The sequence below is a fragment of the Actinomycetospora aeridis genome, assembly GCF_037400275.1.
In the GTDB taxonomy this organism is placed as follows: Bacteria; Actinomycetota; Actinomycetes; order Mycobacteriales; family Pseudonocardiaceae; genus Actinomycetospora; species Actinomycetospora aeridis.
In genome coordinates, this window is sequence record NZ_JBBEGL010000001.1 from 865884 (window position 1) to 881800 (window position 15917).

At 74.8% G+C, this 15917-nt stretch carries 17 protein-coding genes; 9 read left to right on the forward strand and 8 right to left on the reverse strand.

Features of this window, described 5'->3' with window-relative positions; translation table 11 throughout:
- Positions 1-3 precede the first annotated feature (3 nt).
- A complete protein-coding gene (glgX, locus tag WCD41_RS04095; RefSeq protein ID WP_337712086.1) occupies positions 4-2058 on the reverse strand; it encodes a glycogen debranching protein GlgX in 2055 nt (684 codons plus the stop codon).
- Between the two features lie 76 nt (positions 2059-2134).
- Between glgX and WCD41_RS04100 the strand changes: the two genes are divergently transcribed.
- From WCD41_RS04100 to WCD41_RS04120, 5 genes are read left to right on the forward strand one after another with little or no spacing between them, the layout of a single operon-like run.
- Positions 2135-2944: an ABC transporter ATP-binding protein gene (locus tag WCD41_RS04100; RefSeq protein WP_373695079.1), complete on the forward strand. Its 810-nt coding sequence runs from the start codon at positions 2135-2137 to the stop codon at positions 2942-2944.
- Between the two features lie 38 nt (positions 2945-2982).
- Positions 2983-3762 (forward strand): enoyl-CoA hydratase/isomerase family protein, encoded by a 780-nt coding sequence (locus tag WCD41_RS04105; protein WP_337712088.1) that lies wholly within the window; start codon positions 2983-2985, stop codon positions 3760-3762.
- Positions 3762-4694, forward strand: a complete 933-nt coding sequence (locus tag WCD41_RS04110; RefSeq protein ID WP_337712089.1) for a class I SAM-dependent methyltransferase — start codon at positions 3762-3764, stop codon at positions 4692-4694. The genes WCD41_RS04105 and WCD41_RS04110 overlap by 1 nt, the downstream gene beginning before the upstream one ends.
- Positions 4694-5905: a THUMP-like domain-containing protein gene (locus WCD41_RS04115; RefSeq protein WP_337712090.1), complete on the forward strand. Its 1212-nt coding sequence runs from the start codon at positions 4694-4696 to the stop codon at positions 5903-5905. Before WCD41_RS04110 ends, WCD41_RS04115 begins: the two co-directional genes overlap by 1 nt.
- On the forward strand, positions 5902-6234 hold the full coding sequence (locus tag WCD41_RS04120) for a TraR/DksA C4-type zinc finger protein (RefSeq protein WP_337712091.1): 333 nt from the start codon (positions 5902-5904) through the stop codon (positions 6232-6234). Before WCD41_RS04115 ends, WCD41_RS04120 begins: the two co-directional genes overlap by 4 nt.
- Here the strand turns inward: WCD41_RS04120 and WCD41_RS04125 are convergent.
- Positions 6225-7163, reverse strand: coding sequence for a nucleoside hydrolase (locus WCD41_RS04125; protein ID WP_337712092.1), 939 nt, complete (start codon positions 7161-7163; stop codon positions 6225-6227). The two genes, WCD41_RS04120 and WCD41_RS04125, sit on opposite strands and share 10 nt — an antisense overlap.
- On the reverse strand, positions 7160-8020 hold the full coding sequence (locus WCD41_RS04130) for a PfkB family carbohydrate kinase (RefSeq protein ID WP_337712093.1): 861 nt from the start codon (positions 8018-8020) through the stop codon (positions 7160-7162). The genes WCD41_RS04125 and WCD41_RS04130 overlap by 4 nt, the downstream gene beginning before the upstream one ends.
- Before the next feature lie 23 nt (positions 8021-8043).
- Here WCD41_RS04130 and WCD41_RS04135 point away from each other — a divergent pair, with 23 nt between their 5' ends.
- Positions 8044-8790 (forward strand): acyltransferase, encoded by a 747-nt coding sequence (locus WCD41_RS04135; protein ID WP_337712094.1) that lies wholly within the window; start codon positions 8044-8046, stop codon positions 8788-8790.
- 45 nt (positions 8791-8835) lie between these two features.
- Here the strand turns inward: WCD41_RS04135 and WCD41_RS04140 are convergent, their stop codons facing one another.
- Both WCD41_RS04140 and WCD41_RS04145 read right to left on the reverse strand, forming a co-directional pair.
- Complete coding sequence (locus WCD41_RS04140; protein ID WP_337712095.1) at positions 8836-10065, reverse strand: glycosyltransferase family 4 protein; 1230 nt, start codon at positions 10063-10065, stop codon at positions 8836-8838.
- Positions 10066-10139: 74 nt separating this feature from the next.
- On the reverse strand, positions 10140-11687 hold the full coding sequence (locus tag WCD41_RS04145) for a 1,4-alpha-glucan branching protein domain-containing protein (RefSeq protein ID WP_337712096.1): 1548 nt from the start codon (positions 11685-11687) through the stop codon (positions 10140-10142).
- Between the two features lie 94 nt (positions 11688-11781).
- Between WCD41_RS04145 and WCD41_RS04150 the strand changes: the two genes are divergently transcribed.
- On the forward strand, positions 11782-12078 hold the full coding sequence (locus WCD41_RS04150) for a hypothetical protein (RefSeq protein ID WP_337712097.1): 297 nt from the start codon (positions 11782-11784) through the stop codon (positions 12076-12078).
- Here the strand turns inward: WCD41_RS04150 and WCD41_RS04155 are convergent.
- Together WCD41_RS04155 and WCD41_RS04160 are read right to left on the reverse strand one after the other, a co-directional pair.
- Positions 12056-12814, reverse strand: coding sequence for a class I SAM-dependent methyltransferase (locus tag WCD41_RS04155; RefSeq protein ID WP_337712098.1), 759 nt, complete (start codon positions 12812-12814; stop codon positions 12056-12058). The two genes, WCD41_RS04150 and WCD41_RS04155, sit on opposite strands and share 23 nt — an antisense overlap.
- Positions 12811-14073 (reverse strand): toll/interleukin-1 receptor domain-containing protein, encoded by a 1263-nt coding sequence (locus tag WCD41_RS04160; protein ID WP_337712099.1) that lies wholly within the window; start codon positions 14071-14073, stop codon positions 12811-12813. Before WCD41_RS04160 ends, WCD41_RS04155 begins: the two co-directional genes overlap by 4 nt.
- Here WCD41_RS04160 and WCD41_RS04165 point away from each other — a divergent pair.
- Positions 14047-14706, forward strand: coding sequence for a hypothetical protein (locus WCD41_RS04165; RefSeq protein ID WP_337712100.1), 660 nt, complete (start codon positions 14047-14049; stop codon positions 14704-14706). The two genes, WCD41_RS04160 and WCD41_RS04165, sit on opposite strands and share 27 nt — an antisense overlap.
- Before the next feature lie 271 nt (positions 14707-14977).
- On the forward strand, positions 14978-15289 hold the full coding sequence (locus WCD41_RS04170) for a hypothetical protein (RefSeq protein WP_337712101.1): 312 nt from the start codon (positions 14978-14980) through the stop codon (positions 15287-15289).
- 69 nt (positions 15290-15358) lie between these two features.
- Here WCD41_RS04170 and WCD41_RS04175 read toward each other — a convergent pair whose 3' ends face one another.
- Complete coding sequence (locus WCD41_RS04175; RefSeq protein WP_337712102.1) at positions 15359-15901, reverse strand: hypothetical protein; 543 nt, start codon at positions 15899-15901, stop codon at positions 15359-15361.
- Positions 15902-15917: the final 16 nt, after the last annotated feature.

Genomic DNA, 15917 nt, shown 5'->3' on the forward strand with positions numbered 1-15917 from the left:
TCGTCAGGATCTTGCGGCCGCCCGGAGCACGAGGGCCGTGTGCGCCGGGACCGACAGCACGTCGCCCGCGGGCAGGGGCTCCTCCGAGGCCGGCGCGCCGGTGGCCGTGCCGGGGTCGAGCACCGGCGCCCAGGCCGTGTCGCCGAACGCGTCGGGGAGCAGCACGTCGACGGGCGCCCCGCCGGCGTGCAGGACGAGCAGCAGCGCCGGGTCACCGTCGACGCGCACGACGAGCGTGCGCCCGTGGTCGTGGAAGTCCGGCTCGGTGAACTCGCGGCCGTCGGTGTGCAGCCAGGCGATGTCGGGGGCGGCGCCGTCGGGGTCGGTGTCCTCCCGCCCGTAGAAGAAGTCGGTGCGCCGCAGCGCGGGGGTGGCGCGGCGCAGCGCGAGGGCGCGGGCGACGAAGTCCACGAGCACCGGGTCGTCCCAGGCGCGCCACGAGGTCTCGTCGTCGAGGGAGTAGACGTTGTTGTTGCCGTGCTGCGTGTGGCCGAGCTCGTCGCCGCCGAGCAGCATCGGGGTGCCGGCCGAGAGCAGCAGCGTGGTGAGCAGGTTGCGGGCCTGCCGCGCCCGGAGGGCCACCACGGCCGGGTCGTCGGTGGGGCCCTCGGCACCGTGGTTCCACGAGCGGTTGTCGTCGGTGCCGTCGCGGCCCTCCTCGCCGTTGGCCTCGTTGTGCTTGCGGTCGTACGCGACGAGGTCGGCGAGCGTGAAGCCGTCGTGGGCGGTGACGAAGTTGACCGACGCGGCGGGGGTGCGCGCCGGCCAGTAGAGGTCCGACGAGCCGGCGATCCGCGTGACGATCTCCGAGAGCGGGCCGTGGCCGCGCCAGAAGTCGCGCACGCCGTCGCGGAAGCGCCCGTTCCACTCCGCCCAGGGCGCCGGGAAGCCGCCGACCTGGTAGCCCTCGCCGGTCGCGTCCCACGGCTCGGCGATGAGCTTGACCTGCCCGAGCACCGGGTCGTCGGCGATGTCGGCGAGCAGCGGCGTCGCCGGGTCGAAGGCGCCGCCGTGGGGGCGTCCGAGGGTGGAGGCGAGGTCGAAGCGGAAGCCGTCGACGCCCATCGTCGTCACCCAGTGCCGCAGCGAGTCCACGACGAGCGTGCGCACGAGCGGGGACGCGGCGTCGAGGGTGTTGCCGCAGCCGGTGACGTCGACGTCGTGGCCGCGCGCGTCGAGGGCGTACCAGCCGGCGGCGTCGAGGCCGCGCCAGGACAGCGACGGCCCGTCGGCGCCGCCCTCGCAGGTGTGGTTGAACACGACGTCGAGGACGACCTCGAGCCCCGCCGCGTGCAGCGTCGCGACCATCGCCCGGAACTCCTCGGTTTCACGGCCCGGCCGTGAGGCGTAGCGCGGGTGCGGGGCGAGGTAGGCGAGCGTCGAGTAGCCCCAGTGGTTGTCCCGGCCGCGCGCGAGCAGCGACGGCTCGGCCGTGTGGGCGAACACCGGCAGCAGCTCGAGGGTGGTGACGCCGAGGGCGACGAGGTGCTCGACGACGGCGGGGTGGGCGACGCCCGCGTAGGTCCCGCGCAGCTCCTCGGGCACCGCGGGGTGGAGCTTCGTGAGGTCGCGGACGTGCGTCTCGTAGATCACGGTGTCCGCCCACGGCACCTCCGGCCGGGCGGTCGGCGCGGGGTCGAGGGGCGCCGTGACGATGCCGTGGGGCACGGCGCCGGCGGAGTCGCGGTCGCTGCGGCGGGCCGAGAACGGATCGGTGCCGGCGAACGGGCGGGCGGCCTCGAGCGAGGTGACCCGGCCCTCGACGCGGCGGGCCCACGGGTCGACCAGCAGCTTCGCGGGGTTGGTGCGCACGCCCCGGGCCGGGTCCCAGGGCCCGTGCACGCGCAGCCCGTAGGGCGTCCCGGCCGCCACGCCGTGGGCCTCGCCGGACCACCGGTCGTCCGTGCGGCGCAGCTCGATCCGGCGTTCGCCGTCGGGTTCGCGCAGGCAGAGCTCCACGGCCTCGGCGCTCGGCGCGGCCGGGACGGTGACGCGCAGCACGTCGCCGTCGAGGTGGGCTCCGAGCGGGGCGCCGGGAGGGGGAGCGGTGGTGGGCATCGGAGCGAGATCGTGCCCGATGACCGGGTGGGCCGTCGCCCGTGCGGAGATGTGATCCGTCAGGATGGCGGCCGTGATGCAGCCGGAGACCCGCCCGACCGATCCGGACACCGTCGTCCGCATGGGCGGCGTGGGGGTGCGGCGCGGCGGCTCCGACCTGCTCGCCGACCTCGACTGGACCGTCGAGCTCGACGAGCGCTGGGCGATCCTCGGCCCCAACGGCGCCGGGAAGACCACGCTGCTCAAGCTGGCGGCCGCGGAGATGCACCCGACCACCGGCACCGTCGAGCTGCTGGGTGAGCGGCTCGGGCGCGTCGACGTCTTCGAGCTGCGCCCCCGCATCGGCCTCGCCTCCGCGAGCCTGGCCGGCCGGGTGCCGCCCGACGAGACGGCGTTCGACGTGGTGCGCAGCGCCGGGTGGGGCGTCCTCGGGACGTGGCGCGAGCGCTACGAGGAGACCGACGACCGCCGCGCGGCGGGGCTCATGGAGATGATGGGCGTCGCGGGCCTGTCGTCCCGGCGCTACGGGACGCTCTCGACGGGCGAGCGCCAGCGGGTGCTGCTGTCCCGGGCGCTGATGACCGACCCCGAGATGCTGCTGCTCGACGAGCCGGCCGCCGGGCTCGACCTCGGCGCCCGCGAGGACCTCGTCGAGCTGCTCTCCGAGCTCGCGGCCGACCCGGAGGGCCCGGCGACGGTCATGGTCACCCACCACGTCGAGGAGATCCCGCCGAATTGCAGCCACGCGATGCTGCTGCGCGAGGGGCGGGTGGTCGCGCAGGGCCTGCTCGACGACGTCATGACCTCGGAGAACCTGTCGGCGACCTTCGACCAGCCGCTGGAGCTCACGAGCCGCCGGCGGCGCTTCACCGCGTTCCGGCGATAGGGTCGCCCGCGGATTTCCCCGGTACTTCAGGAGGCTCGGTGACGGAGTTCGTGCGGCTCGAGGTGGACGGAGGGGTGGGCACGATCCGCCTGGACCGGCCCCCGATGAACGCCATCAACCGCCAGGTCCAGCGGGAGCTCGAGGAGGTCTCCGCGGAGGCCACCAGCCGCAACGACGTGCGCGCGGTCGTCGTCTACGGCGGCGAGAAGACGCTCGCGGCCGGCGCGGACGTCAAGGAGATGGCCGACATGACCTACTCCGAGATGGCCGAGGTGACCCACCAGCTCTCGCGCGGCTTCGGGGCGGTCTCGGAGATCCCCAAGCCGACGGTGGCCGCGATCACCGGGTACGCGCTCGGCGGCGGCTTCGAGGTCGCCCTGTCCTGCGACCGGCGCATCGCCGGCGACAACGCGACCGTCGGCCAGCCGGAGATCCTGCTCGGGATCATCCCCGGCGGCGGCGGGACGCAGCGCCTCGCCCGGCTCGTCGGGCCCGCGAAGGCCAAGGACGTGATCTTCACCGGCCGCTTCGTCAAGGCCCCCGAGGCCCTGGAGATGGGCCTGGTGGACGAGGTCGTGCCGCCGGACGAGGTCTACACCCGCGCCCACGCCTGGGCCGCGCAGTTCGCCAACGGCCCGACCCGCGCGCTCGCCGCCGCCAAGAACGCGATCGACCGCGGCCTCGAGATCGACCTGCGCGACGGCCTCGCCGTCGAGTCGGAGCTGTTCGCGGCGCTCTTCGGCACCGAGGACCAGACGATCGGGATGCGCTCCTTCGTCGAGAACGGGCCGGGCAAGGCCACGTTCCTGGGTCGCTGATGGCGCCCACCCAGGCCGAGGTCGACGCCGCCCGCGACGACCCGAAGCTCGCGAACGTCCTATACCACGACTGGGAGTCCGACTCCTACGACGAGAAGTGGTCGATCTCGTTCGACGAGCGCTGCACGACGTTCGCCGTCGACCGCTTCCGGGCGGTGTCCCCGGACCCCGGGCCGTTCGACCACGCCCTCGAGCTGGGCTGCGGCACCGGGTTCTTCCTGCTCAACCTCATGCAGGGCGGGGTCGCGAAGCGCGGCACGGTCACCGACCTCTCGCCGGGCATGGTCGCGGTGGCGACGCGCAACGCGGCGAACCTGGGCCTCGACGTCGAGGGTCGGGTGGCGGACGCGGAGACGATCCCGGTGCCCGACGCGTCGGTGGACCTGGTGGTCGGGCACGCGGTGCTGCACCACATCCCGGACCTCGACACCGCCTTCCGCGAGATCCTGCGCGTGCTCAGGCCCGGCGGGCGGTTCGTGTTCGCCGGCGAGCCCACTCGGCTCGGCGACCTCTACGCCCGCAAGCTGGGGCAGGCCACGTGGTGGGCGACCACCCGGTTCGCGCCGGCGTCGTGGCTGCGCCCGCAGGTCGAGCTCGACGAGTCGTCGCGCGCCGCGGCGCTGGAGTCGGTGGTCGACCAGCACGTCTTCGACCCCGACCGCCTCGAGCGCTTCGCCCACGCCGCGGGCGCCGTCGACGTCCGCGTCGTCACCGAGGAGCTGACGGCCGCGGTGTTCGGCTGGCCCGTGCGCACCTTCGAGGCCGCGGTGCCCCCGGAGCGCCTCGGCATGGGCTGGGCGATGTTCGCGTACCGCAGCTGGCAGCGGCTGTCGTGGCTGGACGCGCGGGTGCTCTCGCGGGTCGTGCCGCGCTCGCTGTTCTACAACGCGCTGGTCACCGGGGTGCGGCCGGCGGATCCCGTCCGGGTGTAGTGCCCTACGCCTTCACCCTCGACGACGTCGCGTACCTGGCCTCGGAGGCCGGGCGTGACGCCGTCGAGGGTGCGGCGTCCCTGGTCGGCGGGGACCGGTTGCGGGCGGTGCAGACGCTGCGGGAGCGGCTCGGTGACCGCGCCGGCCCGGTGCTCGAGACCGCGCTGCTGCAGGACCGCGCCCGCGGGCGCGTCCCGGACGGCTGGCTGCTGACCGCCGACGCCGCCGAGCAGGCCACCGCCGCGCCGGTCGCGGCGCACCGCGCGGCCCGGCTGGCGGGCCGGGACGTGCACGACGTGACCTGCTCGGTGGGTGCGGAGCTGGTCGCGCTGTCCCCGGTCGCCCGCCGGCTCGTCGGGTCCGACCTCGACCCGGTGCGCCTGGCCATGGCGCGGGTGAACGTGCCCGGCGTGCCGCTGGTGCGCGCCGACGCCCTCGCGCCGCCGTCGCGGGACACGGTGCTCGTCGCCGACCCGGCACGGCGCACCGCCGCCGGCCGCCGCACCTGGCGCCCGGAGCACTTCGCCCCTCCGCTGGACGGGCTAGCGGCTGCCGCCGGTGTGTGTCAGCGGAGTGGCGCCGCAGACGTTGAGTGTCCGTATCGCCACGCACACGACCTCGTCGTCTCGACGGCCCCGGGCCTCGATCCCGCGCTCGCGCCCTGGGCGGCGGAGGTCGAGCTCGTCTCCCTCGACGGCCGGGTCCGCGAGGCGGCGCTGTGGTCGGCAGGCCTCGCGACGACGCGTCGCCGGGCCACGGTGCTCTCGAGCCGCGGGGCGGGCTTCGAGGTCACCGACGCCGGGGACGACACCTGCCCCGTGGCGCCGGCCGGGGAGTGGATCGTCGACCCCGACGGCGCGGTGGTCCGGGCCGGCCTGGTGCGCCAGTACGGCGCGCGCCACGGCCTGTGGCGCCTCGACGAGCACCTCGCCTACCTCTCCGGCGACGCGCCGCCGCCCGGCGTCCGGGCGTTCCGCGTGCTCGAGCACGGCCGGTACACCGAGAAGACGCTGCGCCGCACGTTGGCGGCCCGGGGCGTCGGGCGCGTCGAGATCCTCGTCCGCGGCCTCGACGTCGACCCGAACGCCCTGCGGCCGCGTCTCAAGCTGCGCGGCGACGCCGAGGCCACCGTCGTCCTGGCCCGCCTCGCGACCGGGCCGGAGGCGTACGTGTGTGAGGCGGTGGCGGGGGAGGGCAGCCCGCGCCCATGAACGCAGAGCAGGCGCGGACCCGGCTGACCGAGGAGCGCGAGCGGCTGGAGGAGCTCGGACGGTCGGTGGCGGCCGAGGACCCGGACCCGTCGGACGAGGACATCGGCCTGCGCGGCCGCCGCGAGGCCGACGTCGCCACCGAGGTCGAGACCCGCATGGAGGACCGGGGGATGGCCGACGACGTCGCGCGGCAGATCGGCGAGATCGACGCCGCCCTCGCCCGCGTCGACGACGGCAGCTGGGGCACCTGCACGGTCTGCGGGAAGGCCATCGACGACGAGCGCCTCGAGGCGCTGCCGCAGGCGGCGACCTGCCGCGATCACATGTGATCGCCCAGCCGCGCGAGCAGCGCGTCCCGCACGCCGTCGACGTCGGTGCCGTCGGGTACCGCGACGTCGACCGTCCGGCCTCCCGGCACACGCCCGCGGCGGTCGGCGAGCACCGTGCCCCGGGCCGGCCCGAGCGAGGTGTCGACCTCGAGCTCCAGCGGCACCGTCGCCAGCGTCCCGGGCGCGACCGCCTCGAGCAGTGCGACGGCGTCGTGGATCGGGACGCGGTCGACGCCCAGGCGCTCGCCGCGGCCGTAGACGTCGCGCGTGGCGGCCAGGGCTTCCCCGACGGGCCCGGACGCGGCCAGCTGGGCGAGCCAGGCCCGGTCGACCGTCACCACGTGCGTGAGGTCGAGCGGGACCATCGTCGTCGGCACCCGCTCCTCGACGAGCACCCGGCGCGCGGCCTCGGGGTCGGACCAGACGTTGAACTCCGCCCCGGCGCTGACGTTGCCGCCGATGCCGATCGACCCGCCCATGACGACGAGCCGCCCGATCCGCTCGGCGAGGTCCGGGCGGGTCGCGAGCAGCAGCGCGACGTCGGTGAGCGGGCCGATCGCGGCCATGACGACGGGCTCGCCCGCGGTCTCGAGGACCGAGGTGATCACGTCCAGGGCCCGTCCCACCGGCTCCGGCCCGAGCGGGCCGAAGCGCTCGGCGACCCCGCCCAGCCCGTCGTCGCCGTGGACGTCGGCGGCACGCTGCGTCGTCGGGTGGATCAGCGGACGTTCGGCGCCGACGCCGAGCGGGACGTCGCCGCGGCCGAGCATCCCGAGCAGCCGCCGCGCGTTCGTCGTCGTCGTGGGGAGGTCGACGTTGCCGAAGACGGCGGTGACGGCGCGCAGGTCGACCTCGGGGGCGCGGGCGGCGAGGGCGAGCGCGTAGGCGTCGTCGACGCCGGGGTCGGTGTCGACGATCAGCGGCGTCACGGGACGTCGACCTCCTCGAGGGTGGGGAGCGAGGGCTGGGCGCCGGGACGGGTCGCGGCGAGCGCGCCGGCCCGGCAGGCGCGGCGCAGGGCGGTCTCGTCGTCGATCTCGGTGGCGAGCGCGAGCGCGAGGGCGGCGGTGAAGGCGTCGCCGGCGGCGGTGCCGTCGACGGCGTCGACGGGCGGTGGTTCCACGTGCGCGACGACGCGTCCCCGGCGGCGCAGCTCGGCGCCCGCCGCGCCGTGGGTGATCGCGACGGCGGCGACGGCGTCGAGGTCGGCGTGCGCGGCGAGCTCGCCGTACTCGCGCGCGTTGACGCACACCAGGTCGACGTCGACGAGGACGTCGCCGGCGACGGGGCGCGCGGGCGCGGCGTTGAGCACGGTGAAGCCGGGCGCGGCCATGGCCGTCGCGACGGCCTCGTCGGGGACCTCGAGCACGGTGAGGACGACGTCGGCGTCGAGGTCCGCTGTGTCGACGGCCAGGGTGGCGTTGGCGCCGGCGTCGATGACGATGGTGGTCTCGCCGTCGTCGTCGACCTGGATCATGGCGGTGCCGGTGGGCGCGTCCGGGGCGATCGTGATGCCGCGCAGGTCGACGCCGCCGGAGCGCAGCAGCGCCAGGGCCTCGCCGGCGAGCGGGTCGTCGCCGACCGCGGCGTGCAGCCGCACCCGTGCGCCGAGCCGCGCCGCCGCGAGCGCCTGGTTGGCGCCCTTGCCGCCGGGCACGCGCGTGACGCCGTGGGCGGTCAGCGTCTCCCCGGCGGCGGGGAGCCGCTCGACCCGGGCGACCAGGTCGAGGTTGACGCTGCCGACGACGGCCACCCTCGGGCTGCGGGGGGACACGGGGCGGGACATCGGGCGATCGTAGGGTCGTCACCGTGGGGTCGGATCCGCGCCAGCCGCGACTGCTCACCTGGGCGTCGCTGCGCTGGATCGTGCGCCACCGCGCCTGGACGCCGTTCTACCTGGTGCGTTACTGGCGGATGCTCAAGGTCCGGGTGCGCCAGCCGCACATCGTCCTGCACGGGCTGGTGTTCCTGGGCAAGGGCGTGCAGCTGGAGGCGCGGGAGGGTTTCGGGCGCCTCGAGATCGGCCGGTTCGTGCACATCGGCGACCACACCCGGCTGCGCTGCCACGAGGGCTCGCTGCGCATCGGCGACCGCTCGGTGTTCGGCAACGAGAACACGGTCAACTGCTACCTCGACATCGAGTTCGGCGAGGCGACGCTGCTCTCGGACTGGATCTACGTGTGCGACTTCGACCACCGCTACGCCGATGTGCACGTGCCGATCAAGGACCAGGGCATCGTGAAGTCGCCGGTGCGTGTGGGTCCGGAGACGTGGATCGGGACGAAGGTGACGGTGCTGCGCGGGGCGCGGGTGGGGCGCGGGTGCGTGCTGGGCGCGCACGCCGTGGTGCGGGGCGACATCCCCGACCACGCCGTGGCCGTCGGCGCCCCCGCCCGGGTCGTCCGCGACCGGATGGCCGACTACGAGGCCGCCGCCGCCGACCGCGAGGCGCTCGCCGACATCGCGCGGAAGACGGCGCTGGCGGCGGGGCAGGCGGTGGCGGAGCCGGACGGCGCGCCGGGCACCTCGGCGGGGTCGCCGGCCCAGCCCATGTGAGTGAAGTTCGGGGCTATAGCCCCGAATTTCACTCACGTAGGCCGTTCAGGTGAGCCCGAAGACGTTCCCCGTCGGGATCTTGGGGCGGCCCAGGACGCGCGGGGGTGCGGGGCGGGCGCTCGCGTAGACCTCGGCGGTCCGGTCGGCGATGGCGGGCCAGGCGAAGTCGGTGGCGAGGCGCGCGTGCGCCGCGTCGGCGCGGGTGCGGGCGGCAGCGGGGTCGTCGAGGCAGCGGATCACGGCCCGCGCCAGCCCGGGGACGTCGCCGGGGTCGAAGGACAGGCCGGTGACGCCGTCGACGACCACCTCGCCCAGCCCGCCCGCCCGGGACGCGACGAGCGGGGCGCCGGCGGCCGCGGCCTCGAGCGCGGTGATGCCGAACGGCTCGTAGCGGCTCGGGAGGACCGCGGCGTCGGTGCCGGCGAGCAGGTCGCGCAGGGTGGCGTCGTCGACGTGGCCGAGCAGCCGCACCGACCGCCGGACCCGGGCCGCCCGGGCCCGTTCGGCGAGCCAGTCGGAGCAGGAGCCGGTGCCCGCGACGTCGAGCGTCGTGCCCGGGTGGGCGCGGCGGATCGCCGGCAGGGCGGCGACGAGGTCCTGGACGCCCTTCTCCCACTCGAGGCGCCCGAGGGAGAGCAGGGTCGGCGGGCCCGGCCGTCGCTCGACGGACCGGAGCCAGCTCGCCGGGTCGATGCCGTTGTGGACGACGGCGACGTCGTCGGGGTCGAGGTCGAAGAGCCCGGAGACCTCCGTGCGCATCGCCTGCGAGCACGTGATGACGGCGTCGGCGCGGCGCGCCAGCCACCACTCCACGGAATGCACCTGCTGGTTGAGCGTCTGCGAGAGCCAGCCGCCGTGACGTCCGGCCTCGGTGGCGTGGACGGTGGCGACGAGCGGCGCCCCGGTCAGGTCCGCGACGGTGATGGCGGCGTGCGCGACGAGCCAGTCGTGGGCGTGCACGACGTCGGGGCTCCAATCGCGCAGCAGCGTCCCGGCGGCGCGGAGCATCGCGTGCCCGAGGCCGAGGGTCCAGGCGACGAGGTCGCGGACGAACTCCAGGTGCGGGGGGTCCTCGGCGACCCGCAGGACGCGGACCCCGTCGTGGCGCTCGAGCGTCGTCGGGTGGGTCGCGGCGTCGGTGCCGGTCGGCTGGCGGGCGACGACGACCACGTCGTGGCCGGCGTCCGCGAGTGCCGTCGCGAGCGCGTGCACGTGGCGCCCGAGCCCGCCGACGACCACCGGCGGGTACTCCCAGGAGAGCATCAGGACGCGCACCCCTCGACCCCTCCCGGTCCGTGATCGGAGTGGAGCTACGGACACTGAACGTCTGCGGAGCCACTCCGCAGACATCAGGCGAGCGACCCTACTCCCGAGTAGGTAGGAGCGGCCTGGCGACTCGGCTGACGGCGCAGCGCGCGGGCGTCGAGGCGCCCGAACACGTCGTCCTGGGCCGCGAAGGTCGCGGCGCGGGCGGCGGCCTCGGCGTGCCGGCCGGCGGGCAGGAGGTCGGTCAGCTCGCGCACGCGGTCGCGGTGCTCGGCCGCGCGGCGCCGGGCGTAGTGGGCGGCGGAGTCCTTGGTGACCATGAACGCCCAGTCGCTCGAGAGCGCCAGCGCCGCCTGGGTCGCCAGCGCGTCGAGGGTGGCGTCGCGGCCCGCGGACTCCCCGGCTCCGTCGACGGCGGCGAGCAAGCGCCGCGCCACGTCCTCGTTGTCGGCCACGAGCTCGCGCACCGCGAGCCCGTCCCACACCCGCCAGTCCTTCCCCGACCCCCACGACGACGCCGGCAGCACCACCGGCTCCTCGACGTGGCCGGCCTCGACGGCACCGCGCAACGTCGTCACCCGTACCCCGGCCTCGGGCAGCGCGGTGAGCACCGCCTCGAGCCACGCCGGGCCCTCGTGCCACCAGTGCCCGAACAGCTCGGTGTCGAAGGCGCTGACGACGAGCCCCGGCCGGCCCCGAGGGGCGCGCAGGTCGGCCAGCCTCGTGCGGACCGTGTCGACGAAGTCCGCGGCGTCCCGGGCGACGGCGGCGGCCGCGCGGTCCGGGTCGTAGGGCTTCTTGTCCGCCGTGGCCACGCGGCGGCCGGTGACCCGGGCGGGCTTGAGGCCGGTGGTGTGGTCGTAGGTGTGGAAGTCGCGGTACTCGGCGGCGCCCGGGTAGCCGGCGCGGGGCGACCAGACGCGGTAGGTCACCTCGAGGTCGCGTCCGAACGCCACGACGTCGGTGCCGTCGACGGGGTGGGCGGCCGCGGTGTCGCCGCGCAGTGCCGGGCCGTCGACGAGGAACCGCTTGACGCCCGCGGCCGCGTAGTCCTGCTCCAGTCCGGGCGCGTAGCCGCACTCGGGCGCCCAGATGCCGGCCGGTCGCCGACCCAGGCGCAGCGCGCCGTCGCGCAGGCCGGCGTCGAGGAGGAAGCGCCGCACCCGCCCGGGCAGCAGCGGGGCGAACGGGTGGGTCGCCGGCCCGCCCAGCAGCTCGACCGTCCGGGAATCGGCCAGCCGGCGCAGCACCGGCGAGCCGCCGTGGCGCCAGTCGCGCTCGAAGACCTCGAGGGCGTGGGCGGCGGCGCGGTGCTCGCGGGTGGCGAGCGCGGGGTCGGTGACGTGGGCCTCGTGGGCGCGCAGCTGCCAGTCGGCCAGCCACGTGTGCATCGCGCGCAGGGCGGCGGGGTGGTCGAGCTGCGCGGCGAGGACGGGGGTGACGCCGAGGGTCAGCAGGTCGCGGTGACCGCGCGCGGCGAGGCGGTCGAGGGTCTCGACGACGGGGAGGTAGGAGTGCGCCCAGGCCTGGTAGAGCCAGTCCTCGCCCACAGGCCATGCGCCGTGGCGCAGCAGCCACGGCAGGTGCGAGTGCAGGACGAGGCAGAAGGTGCCCACCGGTTCCCTGCTCAAGCACGCCCCTCTCGTCGGCACCCCTCGGGCGGAGTCTGTCCCTCGAACGGTGACGTCGCATCACCGGGGTCGGCGCCGCCTCGTTGGGCCCTCCATGACGAACCGGAGCACCGCACGCCTCGTCGCCGGCGCACTCGCCACCGTCTCCGCGGGCGGGGCCCTCCTCGGGCTCGCCGGCACGGCCAGCGCCTCGCCCGTCCCCGGGGTCCCGGTGACGACAGCCGACCTGTGCACGGCCAACGGCGGCGAGGTCACCGCGGGCGGCACGCACTGCACCGGCGGTGGCGACACGGGCGACGTCGTGGTCGCCGACGCAGCCGCCGGCGTCATGCGCCAGGCGCTGCCCGAAACCGTCGCCGACCCGGTGCTCACGCTGGCCGGACGGCGCTGACCAGCAGGTCCAGCGACGCGTCGACGTCCTCGGCGCGCAGCACGAAGTCGCCGGCGGTTACCGACGCCACGTCCGCGGCGAGCCGGTCCGGCCACGGCCCGCCGTTCAGGGCGAGCGCGATCTGGGCGTCGATCACCGACCCGCCGTGGCGGGCGTCGATGTCCCGCAGCCCCGGCCCGTGGTGGAGCCCGCGCAGCTCCTCGACCTCCAGGCCGGCGTCGGTGACGAGCCCGACCAGCTCCGGCCCGGTCAGCTCGCGGGTGTGGAACGGGTTGAGCGGGCGGTCCTCCGGCCCCGCGCCGGGCGAGAACGTCAGCCGGTTGGGGGTGGCGCAGTGCAGCCGCCCGCCGGGGCGCAGCACCCGCGCGCACTCGGCGAGGAAGCCGGGCTGGTCCCACAGGTGCTCGATCACCTGCAGGTTCACGACGGCGTCGACGCTCGCGTCGGCGAGCGGGAAGGCCTGCAGGTCGGCCCGGACGGTGGCGACCTCGGGGTAGCGCGCGGCGACGTGGGCGGCCACGGCCGGGTCGAGTTCCAAGGCCACGACCCGCCTGGCCGAGCGCGCCAGCAGCGCCGCCCCGTAGCCCTCGCCCACCCCGGCGTCGAGCACGACCGCGCCGGCGCAGGCGGGCGCGAGGGCCAGGTAGACGGCCTCGTGGCGCCGGAACCAGTAGTTCTCGACGGCCAGCCCGGGCACCGTGCGCTCGCCGGTGAGGGGGAGGGGGGTCCGGGTCACTGCTCGCCGGACCGCGGTCCCGGGGAGGGCGCGGGCCAGTCGGTGTAGGCACTCGCCGTGGCGACCAGCCGCTCGTGAAGCCAGTCGAGCAGGCGGGCGTACGCCAGGAACCGGTCGCCCAGGATGCAGTTGCGCACGCAATACCGCTCGGGCAGCGACGACATCTCGAATCCGGGCGCGAGTAGAGCGCAGATGTCCTGGGGATCCCGAACCATCTGCACGCTCTGTCCGAATTCCCGTTGGCATTCTCCGCTCGTCAGGAAGCTCTCGCTCAGGACGTAGATGTGCAGCGGAGCGGCGGCCATGGCTTCATCGACCGAACGGGGCCAGTCCGCCGCGCCCTTGGGGATATTGTCATCGTACTTCCAGCATCGAAGCCCCGTGTCCTCCTCGATCCGTCGCTTGAGATCGCCCGCAAACGGATTGTCGCGATCGGACACGCTCATGAAGATCGCCGGCTCGAGGGCTTCGACCCAGTCGGTCCACGACATGTTGTTGATCACTAGGTAGGTGCGGGTGCTCTTCACGATCGCCCACTCGCCCTGGACCTTCGACATCACGACGTCGTCGAACTCACCCTTGTCCGTGGCGAGGACCTCGAGGATGAGCGACGTGGGTTCGTCGCGGCTGACGTAGACGGCCACCGTGCAGCTGAGTTCGCGCAGGACTGTCGCCGCAAATTCCACGGTGTTCTCCGGCACGTTGATCGTGCAGTGGATGTAGGCGCGGCAACAACCACGAAGAAGGACCGTGGAATCGTGGAAGCGGGGTCCCGTCAAGATTCGATGCACGTCGAAGGTGTCGATGTGGTCGATCGGCGCGCCGAGGTTGTCGATGGTTCGGCGAGTACTCGCGAGGGTCTCCTCGGATCCCCGCAGACGCGCGACGACGTCGATCCCCGAATAGACCGCCGACGCCGAGACGACACCGTCGACACGTTTCAGCGAGGTGACGACGTTCCCGGATCGCGGAGGCGGGACTGTCATGAGCAGGATCTGCTGACGCTCCAGCGCGCCCGGCTCGATTGATTCGGCCGGCGGTTCGGGGTTCGGCAGCCGGGAGGTACGCGGACCGGTCACGCGGGCAGCGCCTTCGACAACCGTGCCCCCAGTGGCTCTCGACAGATGGGTCGCGGTCGTTCGCGGGACGAACTGCGGACCCGTGCGAAGGATACCGAGTCTCAGGGGCGGCGAGCCCAGCAGTCGAAGGTGCCGGAGGGCGAGGATGTCGCCGTGGACCTCGACGACCTCGCCCGCCACGTCGGCGAGGAGCGCTTCCAGCGGGCGTGCGCGTGGACCGTCGCCCGCGCGCCGGGCTACGGCCGCGGACCCGACGGCGGCTCCGAGCACGAGGACGACACCGCCGACGTTCCCCACGAGCTCTCCGACCTCGTCGAGGGCGATCTCGACCTCGCGCTCGCGCTGTACCGCGTCATGCCCTGCTACGGGAACCTCATGTACGTCGGGCACTGGGCGCCCCGCGACGAGTTCCTGGCCCGCATCGGGATCCTCCTCGACGACCCGGACCCCGCCCTCGCCGACCCGGCCTCGTACTGGGTGTGGTGCGGCCCCTTCGAGTCCGACGAGGGGGAGTCGGCGTCGGCGTGGCACGCGCTGCGGGCGGACGCCGCCGGCCGGCGCCTGCAGCGCCTGATCGACATCTCCGGTCCGGTGCCGTGGCCGGCGAAGGCGCCGACGCTGGTCGAGCTGGCCGCCGACGCCCGCTGGCACCCGGCGCTCTGGTGGGTGGTGCACTCCGCGACCGCCGACTACTTCGGGCGGGTCGACGCCCCGGCGGCCGAGCGTCTCCTGGCGGCCCTGGGCGACCCGCCGCCCGAGCTGGACGTCGTCGCGCTGCGTCACCGCCTCCAGTTCGCGACTCGGCATGAGTGACGCGCGCGACGACGTTTAGGGGCAGGTCGAGGCTCCACCGAAGAGATCAGTGTCAGTGCATCGAAGGTGCCACTGCTCAGCGCCGACAGGGGCAGAATGTTGCACGGAGTAGTAGTCGAGAACGTTGCGTAACTCCATCGGACTCCTCTCGTTGGGTGATTGCCGTCACCGTGTGGGTCGACTCGGCGTGCACGACGGCGGCGCGGCCGTCACCGGGAGTTGGGCACCGGCGACGACCGGCTCCCCTGACTGCGCTACGCGAGGAGTTCACGTGTTCAAGAAGATGGGTGTCGTGACGGTCGGCGTCGCGGCCGGACTCATGGTCGCCGCCCCGTTCGCCTCGGCGAGCGAGTGCCACGAGGAGTCGGACCACGAGACGACGTCGGTCAGCTCGGACGACGACTGCAACGTCACGTCCGGCGAGTCCTCGGCCGCGTCGGAGATCGGCGACTCGAAGCTGGGCAACATCGTCACCCAGGTCCCGATCACGGGGAACCTCGGCAACGTCACCTGCAGCGAGATCCTCAGCAACAACCTCAGCGGCAACCACTTCCTCAACGACGTGCACGTCGAGGTGCTCTGACGCTCCACGCCGACACGACGGGCCGGCCCCCCAGGCGGTGGGGGCCGGCCCGTCGTGCGTTGCCGACCGTCACGCACGGAACAGCGCGACGCCGAGCGCGATCCAGGTGAGGCCCCAGACGGCGATGGCGCCGAAGTGCGGCAGGTCCCCGACCGCGGCGCCGACCGGGATGGTGGCGACCGGCCACACGCCCGTGACCAGCGTCGTCCAGCGCGGCAACCCGGCCGGGCCGCGGAACATCCCGATCGCCGCGACGACCAGTCCGACGGCCATGAGCACCATGAACACGCTGAACAGCAGGATCGCCGTGTCCTCGTCGGCCAGTGCGTAGAGGTGGGCCAGGGCGAAGGCGATCGTGGCGCCGGCCGCGACGGCGAGGGCCCCGGTGACGAGCCGGGACGCCCCGAGGCCTCGGGCGCGGTGCCGGACGCCGAGGACGCCCACGGCGAACAGGAGGGCCGCGGGCACGACGGTCGCGAACCAGGCCGGGCCCACGAGGGAGGGCGCGACGGCGGCGACGAGCCCGAGGACGGTGGTGACGGCCCCGCCGACGACGGTCGCGATCCCGGCGGGACGGGCGACGGTGTCGGTGCGGGTGAGGGTGTCGGTCATGACGGCTCCCGGACGA